A 15,223-nucleotide genomic window follows, 5' to 3' on the forward strand; every position below is an offset into this window, starting at 1 on the left:
GGGCCTCCAGGGCTTCGACCGGGAGCGCCCTGAACGGCCGATTTTGCAAGGGGATCGGCCCCATTCGCCCAAGCTTTGCGAACCAACCTCGTGCCGGATCCGCCCCGGGCGGCCGCCGCGGCGTCAATCCCCCGACAAGGATCTCGGTCAATAAAGTCGGTACGCCGGCGGACAAGGATTGTCCGACGGGCCGAGGAACAACGTAGCAGTGTGCGGATTGGGCCGGAGGAGATCAGCAGGATTGCCGTCGGGAACAATGGTGTGAGTTCGAGCCATCCCGGTGGCTGGCCCTGCACCTTTACAGCATCGGGCGTGACATCGAACCCACATCCGGTGCCGTCAGTCTCTGTGTTCGAGCATCGTTTCACGCAAACCCGGTTCCTGCTTTTGCGTTCGATGCTCTAGGCGTCGCTCCAGATCAGTTCTTCGAGGTCGCGCCCATGTCCATGCCCCCGCGTCCGATCCGGCACCGCCTTGCAAATATCTGGGGAGCCCTGCTTCTCATTTTCGTTGGAACCGCTCTTCCTTCGGGATCGTCCCTCGCGCAATCTCAGCCCGATGCCGCGGGAGCTTCAGCCGATCTCCAGTCCCTATCCCAGGATGACCGGCAATGGCCGATGGCGATGAAGTCCTATGCCGCTCACCGGTTCAGTAATCTTGACCAGATCAATCCCGACAATGTCGGGCAGCTGAGGCTCGCCTGGACCTTCTCGGTCGGCGCCGCCCGCGGTCAAGAGGCCGCGCCACTTGTCGTGAACGGCATGATGTATGTGGTCGCCCCCTATGCAGGCCCCCATCCGAACCGTGTCTTCGCGCTCGATGCCACGACGGGCGAACTGAAGTGGTGGTATGCCCCGAAGCCCAACCTGGCGGCGCAGGGAGTCGCCTGCTGCGACGTAGTCAGCCGCGGCCTCGCCTACGACAACGGCAAGATCTTCCTCAACACTCTCGATCTGCACACGGTCGCCCTCGACGCCGGGACCGGGAAGGAATTGTGGGTCGCCACGCTCGGGGATATCAATCTCGGCGAGACGGTCACGATGGCACCGCTGGTCGCCAAGGGAAAGGTTCTGGTCGGCAACAGCGGCGGCGAGATGGGCGTGCGCGGCTGGGTGACGGCACTCGACGAGAACACCGGCAAGATCGTGTGGCGAGCTTACGGAACAGGGCCGGATTCGGACGTGCTGATCGGCCCCGACTTCCAGCCGCATTACGACTGGATGAAGGGCAAGGATCTCGGCGTGAAGACCTGGCCGACCGACGCCTGGAAGACGGGCGGCGCGACCGCCTGGGGATGGCTGTCCTACGATCCCGAGCTCAATCTGGTCTATTATGGCACCGGAAACCCGGGGCCTTGGAATTCCAATCAGCGGCCCGGTGACAATCTCTGGGCCGCGACCGTGTTCGCACGCGATGTCGATACGGGCGCCGCGAAATGGGCCTATCAGACGGCCCCTCACGATCTCTGGGACCATGATAGCGTCAACGAAGCCATTCTGGTCGACCTCGAGATCGACGGTCGGATGCGTAAGACGCTGATCCACCCCGGCCGGACCGGCTACATGTTCGTGCTGGACAGGACGAACGGAGAGGTCATCTCGGCCGATCCTTACGAAACAGTCACGGTCTACAAGGGCTTCGATCCGAAGACCGGACGCCTTGAGCCGAACCACGACAAGGAGCCGACTCTCGGAAAGGTCGTCGAGGATGTCTGCCCGGCGCCGCCCGGCGCGAAGGACTGGCAGCCGAGCGCGTGGTCGCCGCGCACGAAGCTTCTGTATGTGCCGCATCAGCATCTCTGCGCGACCTTCAAAACGGGAGAAGTCGGCTACATTACGGGCACGCCCTATGTCGGCGCGACCGTCGACATGTATGCGGGTCCGGGTGGCCATCGCGGTGAGTTCATGGCCTGGGATCCGGTCAAGAAGGCCAAAGTCTGGGCTATCACCGAAAGCTTCCCGGTCTGGAGCGGTGCGCTCGTGACCGCGGGCGACATCGCCTTCTACGGAACCATGGACCGCTGGTTCAAGGCCGTGGACGCCAAGAGCGGCAAGGTCCTCTGGCAATTCCGCGCCGGCTCGGGCCTCATCGGCCAGCCCGTCACCTATATGGGCCATGACGGCACGCAATACGTCGCCATCATGTCCGGCGTCGGAGGATGGCCCGGCGTGGTGGCGAATGCCGAGATCGATGCCCGGGCGAGGAACGGGGCGCTCGGCTTCGTGGGCGCCATGCAGGATCTTCCGGCCTACACGGTCGGTGGCGACTCCCTGCTGGTCTTTGCGTTGCCGCCGAAGGGCGAGGGAGGCGGTCCAGGCGGAGCTCCCACCGGAGCGCCTGCGCCGGCAGCTCCGTCCGCTCCGACTCCCACGGCTCCCGCACCCCCAAACGGGCCCGCTCAGTAATCGACTTCAAGGAGGTCGGGATGGCCGGTTCATCGAAGGCAGGGCTCTCTCGGATGGGCGGCGCCGGACCGATGAGAGGAATCGCACGAGGGCTCTCGGTGGGTGCCGTCGGGCTCCTTCCATGGTCCGCCAGCGTTTCGGCCCAGCAGCCGACGCCTCCGCCGCCGCAGGCTCCGCCTTCGGCAGTCGGACGACCGAGCGAGCCCAATCCGGTGCAGGCCCCTGCCCCGAAACCGGATCAGCCATCGTCCCCGCCGGAGGCGCAAGGCACACTCGGCATGAGTGTGCCGCCGCAACCCTATGTGGGCGGGATCGGTGCGGCGAAGCTCCTCGGCACGCCGGTCTCGCGCCTCTTCCCGGGCAACGTGCCACTTGAGCCCGGCGTCCAAAGCCCGGTCGGCGACGATCCTCAGGCGGCTCAGCGTGGCATGCAATACTTCCAGGCGTTCAACTGCGTCGGATGCCATGCGCCCAACGGCGCAGGCGGCATGGGGCCGTCGCTCAGCAATAGCGCCTTCATCTATGGCTCGGAACCGGCGCAGATCTTCCTCACGATCTTCCAGGGTCGTCCGCGCGGCATGCCGACCTGGGGCGTCATGCTGCCCGGCAGCGCGATCTGGGATTTGGTTGCCTATGTCCGGAGCATCAGCCGGGAGCCTTCCCGGCAGTGGGGTCAAACCGTTTCCAGCCAAATGCCGCAGACCGAGCAAGTTCCGGCCGAATATGTGAGTACGGCTACCCCCTGGGATCAGACCGAGGCGTTCAGCCATGGCCAGAAGCCCAACCGCACGAAGTGAAGCTCCCCGGGCCGACGGTTGGTGGATCGCGATCCTCACGCCCGTTTTGCTCCTTCCCGGCACCGCGCGGGCCGATGTGCCGATGACGTATCTGCGCACTTTCGGCGGGTTCAAGGGCGAGCAGATCAAGATCCTCACCTGGGCGCTTCTGATTCAGGCGATCGTGGTCGTGGTGATCGTCAGCTTGCTTGTCCTCATCGGCGTGTTGCTGCGCCGCTCGCGTCGGCCCGCGACGGGCCCCGACCGCCAGCCCGTGCAGGAAACGGGTAGCGGGCTGTCTTGGATCTATCTCGGCGTCGGCATTTCCACCGTCGCTCTCATCGGCTCGATGATCTGGAACGGCTACACCATGGCGGCCATCGACCGCCCTCCCCGAGCACCTGAACTGACGATCGAGGTGAGGGGACACCAATGGTGGTGGGAGGTGCGCTACATGAGCCAGGACACGTCACGGATCTTCGAGACCGCCAACGAGATTCACATTCCGGTCGGCCAGCCGGTGGAATTTCGGGTCTCGACCGTCGACGTCATTCACTCGTTCTGGATTCCGGCGCTCGGCGACAAGATCGACCTCGTCCCGAACCAGATCAACTCGAACTGGCTCGAGGCGGACAGCCCGGGGATCTATCGAGGGCAATGCTCCGAATATTGCGGGCAGCAACACGCGCATATGGGCCTGGTGGTCGTGGCGGACCAACCGGCCGATTTCCAGGCCTGGTGGGACCGTCAGCTCCGGCCAGCCGCTCTTCCGGCCGATCAGCCGCAGGTCGCCGAGGGTGCAACGCAGTTCGTCATGCGCTGCGGCGCCTGCCACAGCATTCGCGGCACGCAGGCCGGCGGGCGGCTCGGTCCGAACCTGTCCCATCTCATGAGCCGCAAGTCGGTCGCGGCCGGAACACTGCCGAACAATCCGGCTTACTTGTCCGGCTGGATCGCCGACCCGCAGACCGTGAAGCCCGGAAACCTGATGCCGAACCTTGATCTGTCGGGACCGGAACTGGCGAGCATCCGCACCTTCCTTGAAGCGCAGAAGTGAGGAGAGCTCTCGTGGCCGCCGGAACATATGAACGGGCTCCTACCCTCGAGAGGGCGGATTACGCCTCGCCAGTCGCTTCCGAGCTGGACAGGATTTGGGAGACGAAGCCCGGCATCGGAGGCTGGCTCTCGACCGTTGACCACAAGGAACTCGGCATCCGTTACATCGCCACCGCCTTCGCTTTCCTGATCCTGGGCGGCATCGAGGCGCTCATCATGCGCGTTCAGCTCGCACGGCCGAACCTGAGCATACTGACGCCGGAGCAGTACAACCAGGTCTTCTCGATGCATGGCATCACGATGATCTTTCTCTATGCGCAGCCGGTTCTGACCGGCTTCAGCGCCTATCTGTTCCCGCTGCTCCTCGGCACCCGCGATCTCGCCTTCCCCAGGCTCAACGCATTTTCCTACTGGGCCTATCTTGCCGCGGGTCTGTTCATGTACGCGAGCTTCCTCGTGGCGGCAGCACCGAACGATGGTTGGTTCAACTATGCGCCGTACTCGCTCAAGCCCTACAATCCCGGGCCCAACATGGATTTCTACGCCCTCGGCATGATCCTGCTCGGCATCTCGACAACGGCGGGCGCCATCAACTTTCTGGTCACTGTGCTGCGGACCCGTGCACCGGGCATGTCGATCAATCGCCTCCCGATCCTGACCTGGGGCACGACGACCACATCGGTGGGCATCCTTCTATCGATGCCGGCCGTGACGCTCGCCTGCTTCATGCTCTGGGCCGACCGGCAGTTCGGCACGCATTTCTTCGACACGACCGCGCGAGGCCAGCCGCTGCTGTGGCAGCACCTGTTCTGGATCTTCGCGCATCCGTGGGTCTACATCATCGTGCTGCCGGCCATGGGCATCGTGTCGGACGCGCTGCCGATCTTCTGCCGCCGTCCGCTCGTCGGCTACACGGTGGTCGTACTCGGCACGATCGCCACCATGGTGATGGGCTTCGGCGTTTGGCTGCATCATATGTTCGCAACCGGCATTCCCTTCATCGCGCTGTCCTTTTTCAGCGGCGCCTCCTTCGTGATCACGATCCCGAGCGCGGTCGCGGTCTTCGCCTGGGTAGCCACCATCTGGACCGGGCGCCCGGTCATCACCACGGCGTTCCTGTTTTTTGCGGGCTTTATCTCCATGTTCGTCATCGGCGGCGTATCCGGCGTCATGACGGCTTCAGTCGCAGCGGATCGCCAGCTCACCGATACCTATTTCGTGGTGGCGCACATTCATTACGTGCTCATCGGCATCAATCTGTTTCCGGTGATCGGCGGGCTCTTCGTCTGGTTTCCAAAGATGACCGGGCGCATGCTGAACGAGCGGCTCGGCAAATGGAGCTTCTGGATCATCCTGTGCGGCTTCAACGTGGCGTTCCTGCCGATGCATTGGACGGGCCTCGCGGGAATGCCGCGGCGCATCTATACCTATCAGGACGGCATGGGCTGGAACACGGTGAACCTGATAACGTCCATCGGCGCCTTCGTCCTGGCTCTGGGCATCCTGCTGGTCCTGATCAACATCTTCGTGAGCGTGCGGAACGGTGCTGTCGCGGGTCCCAATCCCTGGGACGGCCCAACCCTTGAATGGGTCACCCCGTCGCCGCCGCCGCCCTACAATTTCGCCGTCATTCCGGCTGTCGCGAGCCGCCATCCGCTATGGGAAGACAGGCTCAGGGAGGGCATGGGGCATTCCTCGGTTCATCGAGGCCTCGTCCTCGACGACGGCAAGGAGATGCTCGCCACGACGGCGCTCGATGCCGAGCCCGACGCAATCCTGAAAATGCCCGAGGATTCCTACAGCCCTCTCGTCGTCGCCATCGCGATGACCGCAGGTTTCGCCGGCCTCCTTCTGCACTGGTGGGTGTTCTCGGGCATCTGTGCATGGCTGATGTTCATGGGCCTGCTCGTATGGCTGTGGCCCGAGCCGAAACTCGGCCAGTCGGCGAGGTGGGATCGATGAGCGATATTTCCATGACGCGTGCTCCGCCCTCCGGCGCTGCCGTGCGCCCCCCTCCGCTGCCGGTCGGCAGCATCGGCCGCAAGGCCTCGGGATGGTGGGGTATGCTCACTATCATTCTGACCGAGGGATCGCTGTTCTCATATCTGCTGTTCAGCTATTATTACTTCGCCGTGCAGTACGGGCGCGAATGGCTGCCGGGCGACCCGCCGAAATTCCGCCTGTCTCTTCCCAACACCATCATTCTGATCGTCAGCAGCCTCGTCGTGTGGTGGGCTGAGCGCGGTGCCAAGCGTGGCTCCTGGGGGCAACTCGTGCTCGGCCTTCTCGGGGGCTTCATCCTCGGCTGCGTGTTCGTGGTGATCCAACTCTTCGAGTGGAAGGACAAACCGTTCACCTACGCGTCCAGCGCCTATGGATCGCTCTATTTTACGATCACCGGATTCCACATGGCGCATGTGGTTGCCGGGCTCGTCATCCTGCTGATGCTGCTTGTCTGGTCGCTCATGCGCTACTTCGATTCCGAGCGCAATGCGCCGGTCTCGATCGGGGCGATCTATTGGCACTTCGTCGATGTGGTGTGGCTGACGGTGTTCTTCAGCCTCTACATCACGCCTTATCTGGGATGAATCATGCCTGAGACCATTATGAGAAGCTACGGCATCCAGCATCCGGCCCCCCATGGCAGGAGCGTCAGCATGGGCCTGGTCTGGGCAGGTCTGCTTGCTGCTCCGGCAGCATGGAGTCTTCAGCTTCTCGTCAGTTACGGTCTGGCAAGCCATGCCTGCTTCCCGCGTGATTACCTTTACGCACGGGTCGTCCCTGGGTGGGGCTGGATCATGCCTGCCCTCGTGGCGATCAATATCGCCGCCCTGGCTGTCGCCTGCATCGGGACCGCGATCTCCTATCGGAACTGGAGTCGCATCAGCCAGGAGGCCTCCGGAGGTCACACGCGGTTGCTCGAGGCCGGCGAGGGGCGAACGCGGTTTCTCGCGGTCTGGGGCATCTGGTCCGGCATATGGTTCGCCATTGCGATCGTGTTCGACACGATCGCCGTCTTTGCGGTGCCGCTATGTGGAAGCTGAGGCATTCGGCCGTCGTTCTGTGGACTCTCGCGGCCGTGAACTCCGCTGCGGCGCACGCGGGCGAAGCGGGCGATCTGCACTGGAATACCGAGGCCTGGGTGATCGTTTCGCTCATTGTCGCAATGATGCTCTATGGCGTCGGCCTGTGGCGCACGCGGGCACGCAGAGGCGGACGGAGCATCGTCGGACGCGTCGAAATCGCTACCTTTACGGGTGGTATTGCCTCGCTCGTCGTTGCCTTGCTGTCGCCGCTCGATGCATTGGGAGCCGAGCTTTTCTCCGGCCACATGGTGCAGCATCTCGTGCTGATGCTGGTGGCCGCGCCGCTCTTCGTCTGGGCGCGACCGCTGATCGTCTTCCTCTGGGCCCTTCCGCGCGGCACACGCAAGGCGCTCGGGCGGCTCTGGGCAGGAAGTGGATTAGGGGGCTTCTTCAAAGTTCTGACCGCCCCATTGTCAGTCTGGCTGGCCTTCTGCGGATTGTTCGCCTTCTGGCATCTGCCACGGCCCTATGCCTGGGCGCTGGCGCACGAGCCCGTTCACATCGTGGAGCATCTTTGCTTCTTTACAAGCGCATTCGCGTTCTGGTCGGTGGTGATCGAACCCTCCGGGCGACGACGGCTCGATTTCGGCGCGACGCTGCTCTTCGTGGCGACGGCGGCGATCCTGAGCGCCCTGCCCGGCGCCCTGATGGTGCTGACCTCGCGTGCCTTCTATCCGGCCCATGCGGAGGGCGCGACACGCTGGGGATTGACGCTCCTGGAGGATCAGCATCTTGCCGGGCTGATCATGTGGATCCCGGCCGGCTTCGTCTACATGGCGGCCATCATGATCCTGTTCGTGCTGTGGCTGCGCACTTCCGAAAGATACGCAGCCGCGAGTTTGCAGAAATACGCCGCCATGAGCTCGACCGTGGTTCTGCTCCTCGTCGTCACTGGATGCGAAGAGGTGACGGGCGTGCAATCGCCAAGCAACGTCACGCCCGTACCGGCGAGCTTCGATGGTGATCCTGGCCGCGGCGCCGTCGTGATCGCTCAGACCGGTTGCGGCTCCTGCCACACCATCCCGGGCATCACCGGCGCGAACGGCCTCGTGGGCCCGCCACTCACCCAGATGGGGCGGCGTATCTATGTCGCGGGCTTGCTGCGCAACACGCCGGACAACATGGTCACGTGGCTGCGCGATCCGCAGGCCGTCGTGCCGGGCAATGCCATGCCGAACATGGGTTTGCAGGATCAGCAGGCACGGGATATCGCCGCCTATCTTTATACGCTTCGATAGTGACCTGGACGCTGAAGAGCGACCATCTATCTGGAGCATAAGCTCTGGCGGCATGACACGACCATCGGGGATCAGGCGCGCTTTGCTCCGAGATTGGCCAGTCCAGGCTCGCGGGCGCTGTCTTGCGAACCGCTTACGGTCGGCGAACCGCCCACGGGGCTCGCATGGACGTTCCCGACTTGAGACAGAAGATCCATAGGCAGAGGAAACACGATGGTCGAAGAGCGCTCGCTGGCAATGTCGTGCAGAGCTGCGAAATAGCGGAGCTGCATGGCGCGTGGCTCGGCTGCGAGCAAGTGCCCGGCCTCCACGAGCTTCTCCGCCGCTTGCTGCTCGCCCTCGGCGTTGATCACCTTCGCTCGCCGCAGACGCTCGGCTTCGGCCTGTTTGGCGATGGCTCGCACCATATTCTCATTGAGATCGACATGCTTGATCTCGACGTTGGCGACCTTGATCCCCCACGCATCGGTCTGCTGGTCGAGGATCTGCTGAATATCGGCGTTGAGACGGTCGCGTTCCGCGAGCATTTCATCGAGTTCGTGCTTGCCGAGCACTGAGCGCAGGGTGGTCTGTGCCAGCTGGCTCGTTGCGGTGATGTAGTTCTCCACCTTGATGATTGCGCGTTCAGGGTCGACGATCCGGAAGTAGATCACGGCATTCACCTTTACCGAAACATTGTCGCGCGAAATCACATCCTGAGACGGTACATCCTGCACGATGACGCGCAGATCGACCCTGACCATCTGCTGCACGAAGGGAACAAGGATGATCAGCCCAGGGCCCTTCACGCCTGTGAAACGGCCGAGAGTAAATACGACCCCGCGTTCATATTCCCGGAGCACCCGGATCGCCGCGCCCAGGAACCCGATGATGATCAGGGCGAGGATCAGGTAGACGAGATAATCGAGCATCATGGCCGTCCCTCCGAACCCATGGCCACTCCGGGTGCGCGGCGCACTTCAAGCATCAGGCCTTCGATCCCGGCGATCTGAACGTGCTCGCCCGGCGTGAGAGGCTGAGATGCCCGGGCCTGCCAGCGCTCTCCAAAGGCCAGAACATGGCCCGCGTTGCCCGACCAATCGAGCACCTCTGCGGGTTGTCCGACCATGGCGGGCGCGCCGGTCCTGACGGGCTGATGGCGGATCCGCCACACATAACCAAACGTCAACGCCAGGAGGCCGACGCTCGCGACCAACGCACCTCCGATGACAGTCCATGAAAGCTGGAACTCTGGCACATCGGTATCGATCAGCATCATGGCCCCGAGGAGGAACGCCACGAGCCCGCCCAGTCCAAGAACGACGGTCGGGTTGAAGGCTTCCACGATCAGAAAGGCAAGGCCAAGCAGCACCAACGCAAGCCCGGTATAGTCCACGGGCAGCATGTTCAGGGCGTAGAGACCGAGGACGAGGCAGATCGCGCCGATCACCCCAGGGACAGCCGTCCCGGGATTGCTGAATTCGAAGATCAGGCCATAGACCCCGACGATCATCAGGATGAAGGCGACATTCGGATCGGTGATCGTCGCGAGCAGGCCGATAAGCCAGCTTGGCTCTTCCGGCCGGATGGGAAGGCCAGCAGTGGCAAGACGCCGGCGCTCACCCAGCACCTCGACTTCACGTCCATTGACGCGTGTCAGGAGTTCCTCGGGCGTCTGAGCCACAAGGTCGATCACGCCCTTCTCCAATGCCGCCTGGGATGAGAGGCTGGCGGCTTCCCGCACGGCCGCTTCCGCCCAATCCGCATTCCGGTGCCGAAGCTCGGCGAGGCTCCTGATCAAGGCGACCGCATCGTTGGTCATCTTTGCCGCCATGGCATCCTTGGTGCCCACACCCGCCCGGTCCGCCCCATCCCTATCTTTCGACGGCTCCGTCGAGGGGAATGTGGGTGGGCCGCCGATCTGGACAGGGGTTGCAGCCCCGAGATTGGTGCCGGGCGCCATGGCGGCCACATGGGTTGCATAAAGGATATAAGTGCCCGCGCTGGCCGCATGGGCACCAGCGGGCGCTACGAATCCGATGACCGGCACGCGGGAAGCCAGCACGTCTGCGATGATCTCGCGCATGCTCGTCTCCAACCCTCCTGGCGTGTCGATGCGCAGGATGATGGCCTCGACCGTTTGCGGATTGGTGGCGAGAAGGGCATCTCTCACGTATTTGGCCGTCGCGGGACCGATCGGTCCAGTGACCGCTATCGAGGTCACATAGCGGTCCGTATCCATTCTGTGGGCAGGCTCCGAGGCGCTCATCGGAGCCCATGCCGTCAGCATGATGACGGCTGCCAGCAGTCGGATCGGATACTCCAGCCACACGTACCGACCTCCTCAGTGGTGAGGCCCGTCCTTCCGGCCGAATTGTAGCATCGAACAACCGGGTGAACCATCGCGCCATCCGGCGCCAAGTTTCGCAAGATCCTGGTGTCGAGCTTAACTTCACCGTCGACGATCTTCATGGCTGAGGCGGGTGAAAAAATCCGCTCCCGGGGCTCCCCCGAGACCTTAGCGCGAGAGCGGTCTTCGGACCCTGATCCAACATTCCGGAAAGCCCCGGAACTTCACTGTTTGTCCCGAAGCAATCATTCGGCAACGTGAGGTCTTCCGGGCGCTTCTCGTCGCGAGCACCTTTCACGCTCGAGCGGCAGCCCGGGCTTTGTCAGCGTTTCTCCAGGACAATGTAGAGGCTGGGCACGGGACGGCCTGCCTCGAGCCGGATGTCGCTCTGGACGGCCTCCAGGATGACGAAGTCGGTCGCCGTCGCCTCGAGATAGTCGAGCGAATGAGCAAAACGGCCTGAGGGTTGCAGTCTGAACCCTGTTTCCGTGGCGACTTCGATGCTTAAGGCGAGCAGTCCTCCCTGCACCATGGTGCCGGCAGCGGCGCGCAGAATCGGTCCGAGATCGCCGAAATAGATCAGCGAATCCGCCGCGAAGATAAGATCGAACCGGTTCGATGTCGCCTCAAGATACGCGACGGCCTCCGACTTGACGAGTTCGGCATACCCACCGCGCCTGGCCGCTTCGGCCAGCATGCCCGAGGAGATATCGACCCCGATCAGGTTTGGACCGAACGGCCGCAACGCCTCGGCGGCCAGTCCGGTGCCGCATCCCAAGTCGAGCATGCATTCGAAGCCGGTCCGGTGCGCGGCCAGAAGCTCCGCCATCCGGCTCGGTGCATTGTACTGGAGTGTCCCAAGCAATTTGCTGTCGAACTGCGGCGCGAACTGATCGAAGTAGCTCTCGATGTATTCTGTGGGAGTGGCCGTCATGCTCCGCCCCAGCACGGCGTCGAGCAGGTAGCGCCGAACTGGATCGTCGGGCTCCTCGGCGAGGCGCATCCGGCCGACTTCTGCAGCCGCTTCGAGGTGACCGGAGGCGCTCAGAACGGAAAAGGCATCCCGCATGATGATGGCGAGATCTTCGCGATCCTCTCCGGCGATGTCGCTGTAGTCTCGAAGAGCTTCCTGAACGCCGCCCTCGATCATGGCCTGGAATGTCAGCGCTCGCACCCGCTTTTGCCGGCTCAGCGGATCGAGCTCGAATGTTAGCCGAGCGGCTTCGTCGAAGGCTTTCGCGCAGCCTGTGAAATCGGATAGGATGAAGAAGAGGTGGCCGAGGGCGAAATGAGCGAGGCAGTTGACAGGATCGCACTCGACGGAGGCTCGCACGGCGCCGAGCGCCTCCTCATAGCGCTTCTTCCTGAACAGCAGAAGACCGATCCCAAGATGAGCGGCGGCGGCCCGCGAATTGAGAGCGATTGCGCGACGATAGGCGTCCTCAGCCGTCTCCATGTCGTCCAGCCGGTCCGACACGCCGGCGAGGATCTGCCAGGATTGGGCGTTATCCGGGTCGATCTCCAGGGACACCCGTATCGCTGCCAGCGCCTGCTCATCGCGATCCGAAGCACTGTAGACACTCGCCAGATCGCGCCAGAGGTCAGGATCTTTGGGACTCAAAGAGAGTGCGGCCGCAAAGGTCCGGGCGGCAGTGTCGAAGCGTCCGTTCTCCCAATGAACGAGGCCGAGTTGCCGTAAGGCAGGGGCTGGATGTCCGAACTGATCGACGGCATGGCCAAAATCCGGCAGGCCCGCCCGGAGATTGGCCACCAGTGCCATCGTGACGCCGACGTGGGGAAGTTGGATAGTCGTCATGTCAATGGACCCGAATGTCATGTCTGCCTGAGGCCGAATACCGGGTGCGGGATTAAACGAGCTGGCTTTGCCGAGCCTTGTGGGTTGATGAATTGTGTCTAGAGCATCGGACGTGAAACCGAACCTCCATCCGATCTTGCAACATTGGATCAGATCGCGCGGGCGGCCCGTGACACAGGTCGTGATATCTCGCCGCCTATAACGATTGCAGAATATATCAACAGCCCACAGCCTAAAAACTCGGTATATCCCGAAGGATAGGTCAGATGGGTTGACCTCCATCGAGTATTTGGTGACCGTTTGGGGAGTCGATATAGGATATCACTTGATCTACGAACTATTTTTCTAGAGTATCCTTAAACAACACTGTCAGCCTGCATCAGACGGGCGACGGGAAAGAGGGGCTGGGAGGAAGCGCATGCTTCAACACTGCCCTGTATCTTGGACGCATCAGACGTCCGCCGCCCATCTGCATGGGTCGTTCCAACCTCGAATCATTCTTCGAACTGGGCATCGTGAATCCAGATCAGAGCAGGCAGCTCATGGCTTCTGTTGAGATCCGCGACGTCCGAAAGGCCTACGGCTCTGCGCAGGTCCTCCATGGTGTATCGGTTGATATTCGGGATGGGGAATTCGTCATCCTCGTTGGCCCCTCGGGCTGCGGCAAGTCCACGCTCCTGCGCATGGTGGCCGGGTTGGAGAACATCACGGGAGGCGAGATCCGCATCGGCCCGAGGGTCGTGAACAATGTGCCGCCCAAAGAGCGCGACATCGCCATGGTGTTCCAGAATTACGCGCTCTATCCTCATATGACGGTAGCCGACAACATGGCCTTCTCGCTCCTGTTGAAGAAGGCGCCGAAATCCGAGATCAACACCAAGGTCAACCGGGCAGCCGAGATTCTCGGCCTGACCAAGCTCCTCGACCGCTACCCGCGCCAGCTCTCCGGCGGCCAGCGCCAGCGCGTCGCCATGGGCCGCGCCATCGTGCGCGACCCACAGGTCTTCCTCTTCGACGAGCCGCTGTCCAACTTGGATGCCAAGCTGCGCGTCTCGATGCGGAGCGAGATCAAGGCGCTGCACCAGCGTTTGAAGACCACCACGGTGTATGTGACGCACGACCAGATCGAGGCCATGACGATGGCGGACAAGATCGTGGTCATGTACGATGGCCTCGTCGAGCAGATCGGCGCGCCGCTCGAGCTTTACGACAAACCGGCGAACCTGTTTGTGGCCCAATTCATCGGCTCTCCGGCCATGAACATTCTGGAAGGCCACATGGGGTCTTCCGGCTTTATCATAGGCGATCTGATGCTTCCGGTGCAGAACACGCCGGCGGCTTCTGGCGGGCGGCCGGCCTATTACGGCATCCGGCCCGAACACTTCCGGCTGCACCAGGATGGCCTTGCGGTTCAGGTCATGGTGGTCGAGCCCACCGGCTCGGAGACCCAGGTGGTGGCGAAAGCCGGTGAGCGGGAGCTCACCTGCGTCTTCCGCGAACGCATCAGCGCGCAGCCGGGCGAGTTCATCCATGTCGCCCCCGATCCGGCTCTCGTCCATCTTTTCGACCGAGAAACAGGACGGCGCATCAACTGAGTCCAAGCACGTGGCTTGACCGGGCAGCCGCGCGTCGCATCAGAAATCCCGGTCTGCGGAGGAAACGAACCATGAGCCTGTCTAGACGTGATCTGCTTCTTGGAACGGCAAGCCTGACGGCCGGCATGGCGGGAGCGCCGCTTTTGGCCGGCCGGCCGGCCTTTGCGCAAGATGCTTCTCCGCAATACAAGCCGGAGCAGGGGGCCACCCTTCGCGTCCTGCGCTGGACACCTTTCGTGAAAGGCGACGAGGATTCATGGCTCGCCAATACCAAGAAGTTCACGGAGACGACCGGCGTCGAGGTGCGTGTCGACAAGGAAAGCTGGGAGGACATCCGCCCGAAGGCGGCAGTGGCGGCCAATGTAGGCTCGGGACCGGACATCATGCTCGTCTGGTTCGACGATCCGTTCCAGTATCCGGACAAGCTCCTCGACGTCACGGATATCGCGACGAGTCTCGCCGGCAAGTACGGCGGGTACTATCCGGGTCCCGAAGCTTATGCCAAGCAGAACGATCGATTCATCGCGCTGCCTCTCGCGGCTATCGGCAACGGCATTCTTTATCGCGAGAGCATGCTCCAGCAGGCAGGCTGGTCGAAGTTCCCGGAGAAGGCCGACGAGTTCCTGGAGATGTGCAAGGCTCTCAAGGCTAAGAGCAAGCCTGCCGGCTTCGCACTGGGCAAGGCGGTCGGCGATGGCAACAACTTCGCGCATTGGATCGTCTGGAGCCATGGTGGCAAGATGGTCGATGAGAGCGGCAAGGTCGTGATCAACTCGCCTGAAACGATCAAGGCCCTGCAATACGCCCGCGAGCTCTATCAGACCTTCATTCCAGGAACGGAGAGCTGGCTCGACATCAACAACAACCGTGTATTCCTGTCAGGCGACATCTCGGTGACGGCGAACGGCGTGTCCCTCTATTA

At 62.7% G+C, this 15,223-nt stretch carries 12 protein-coding genes (1 of these 12 running past the window's edge); 9 read left to right on the top strand and 3 right to left on the bottom strand.

Going from position 1 to position 15,223, the window contains the following annotated elements:
• Positions 1-440: 440 nt before the first annotated feature.
• The 7 genes from RE429_RS21720 to RE429_RS21750 are packed head-to-tail and all read left to right on the top strand — an operon-like array spanning position 441 to position 8,561.
• On the top strand, positions 441-2,405 hold the full coding sequence (locus RE429_RS21720) for a PQQ-dependent dehydrogenase, methanol/ethanol family (protein ID WP_414475418.1): 1,965 nt from the start codon (positions 441-443) through the stop codon (positions 2,403-2,405).
• A gap of 20 nt (positions 2,406-2,425) precedes the next feature.
• Positions 2,426-3,202, top strand: a complete 777-nt coding sequence (locus RE429_RS21725; protein ID WP_414475419.1) for a c-type cytochrome — start codon at positions 2,426-2,428, stop codon at positions 3,200-3,202.
• On the top strand, positions 3,174-4,238 hold the full coding sequence (gene coxB / locus RE429_RS21730; protein WP_414475420.1) for a cytochrome c oxidase subunit II: 1,065 nt from the start codon (positions 3,174-3,176) through the stop codon (positions 4,236-4,238). Before RE429_RS21725 ends, coxB begins: the two co-directional genes overlap by 29 nt.
• A gap of 11 nt (positions 4,239-4,249) precedes the next feature.
• A complete protein-coding gene (gene ctaD / locus RE429_RS21735) occupies positions 4,250-6,199 on the top strand; it encodes a cytochrome c oxidase subunit I (RefSeq protein WP_414475421.1) in 1,950 nt (649 codons plus the stop codon).
• Entirely contained in the window at positions 6,196-6,825 is a 630-nt protein-coding gene (locus RE429_RS21740; RefSeq protein ID WP_414475422.1) for a cytochrome c oxidase subunit 3, read from the top strand. Before ctaD ends, RE429_RS21740 begins: the two co-directional genes overlap by 4 nt.
• 3 nt (positions 6,826-6,828) lie before the next feature.
• On the top strand, positions 6,829-7,281 hold the full coding sequence (locus tag RE429_RS21745) for a hypothetical protein (protein WP_414475423.1): 453 nt from the start codon (positions 6,829-6,831) through the stop codon (positions 7,279-7,281).
• On the top strand, positions 7,269-8,561 hold the full coding sequence (locus RE429_RS21750; protein ID WP_414475424.1) for a cytochrome c oxidase assembly protein: 1,293 nt from the start codon (positions 7,269-7,271) through the stop codon (positions 8,559-8,561). The genes RE429_RS21745 and RE429_RS21750 overlap by 13 nt, the downstream gene beginning before the upstream one ends.
• A 71-nt stretch (positions 8,562-8,632) precedes the next feature.
• On the opposite strand, the gene RE429_RS21755 is transcribed toward RE429_RS21750, so the two are convergent.
• The 3 genes from RE429_RS21755 to RE429_RS21765 all read right to left on the bottom strand — a co-directional run bounded on the left by RE429_RS21755 (position 8,633) and on the right by RE429_RS21765 (position 12,706).
• Positions 8,633-9,475 carry a slipin family protein gene (locus RE429_RS21755; RefSeq protein ID WP_414475425.1) on the bottom strand — a complete coding sequence of 281 codons (843 nt, stop codon included), beginning with the start codon at positions 9,473-9,475 and terminating at the stop codon, positions 8,633-8,635.
• Positions 9,472-10,872, bottom strand: coding sequence for an NfeD family protein (locus RE429_RS21760; protein ID WP_414475426.1), 1,401 nt, complete (start codon positions 10,870-10,872; stop codon positions 9,472-9,474). Before RE429_RS21760 ends, RE429_RS21755 begins: the two co-directional genes overlap by 4 nt.
• A gap of 340 nt (positions 10,873-11,212) precedes the next feature.
• Complete coding sequence (locus RE429_RS21765; RefSeq protein WP_414475427.1) at positions 11,213-12,706, bottom strand: tetratricopeptide repeat protein; 1,494 nt, start codon at positions 12,704-12,706, stop codon at positions 11,213-11,215.
• Between the two features lie 542 nt (positions 12,707-13,248).
• Between RE429_RS21765 and RE429_RS21770 the strand changes: the two genes are divergently transcribed.
• Both RE429_RS21770 and RE429_RS21775 read left to right on the top strand, forming a co-directional pair.
• The gene (locus tag RE429_RS21770) at positions 13,249-14,301 is read left to right on the top strand and encodes an ABC transporter ATP-binding protein (protein ID WP_414475428.1); all 1,053 of its coding nucleotides are present in this window, start codon (positions 13,249-13,251) and stop codon (positions 14,299-14,301) included.
• 71 nt (positions 14,302-14,372) lie between these two features.
• Positions 14,373-15,223 carry the 5' portion of an ABC transporter substrate-binding protein gene (locus RE429_RS21775; protein WP_414475429.1) on the top strand. The gene runs 469 nt beyond the window's last position, so only the first 851 of its 1,320 coding nucleotides appear in the window; it begins with the start codon at positions 14,373-14,375; its stop codon lies off the right edge, out of view.

Source organism: Microvirga sp. M2 (assembly GCF_047497095.1).
In the GTDB taxonomy this organism is placed as follows: Bacteria; Pseudomonadota; Alphaproteobacteria; order Rhizobiales; family Beijerinckiaceae; genus Microvirga.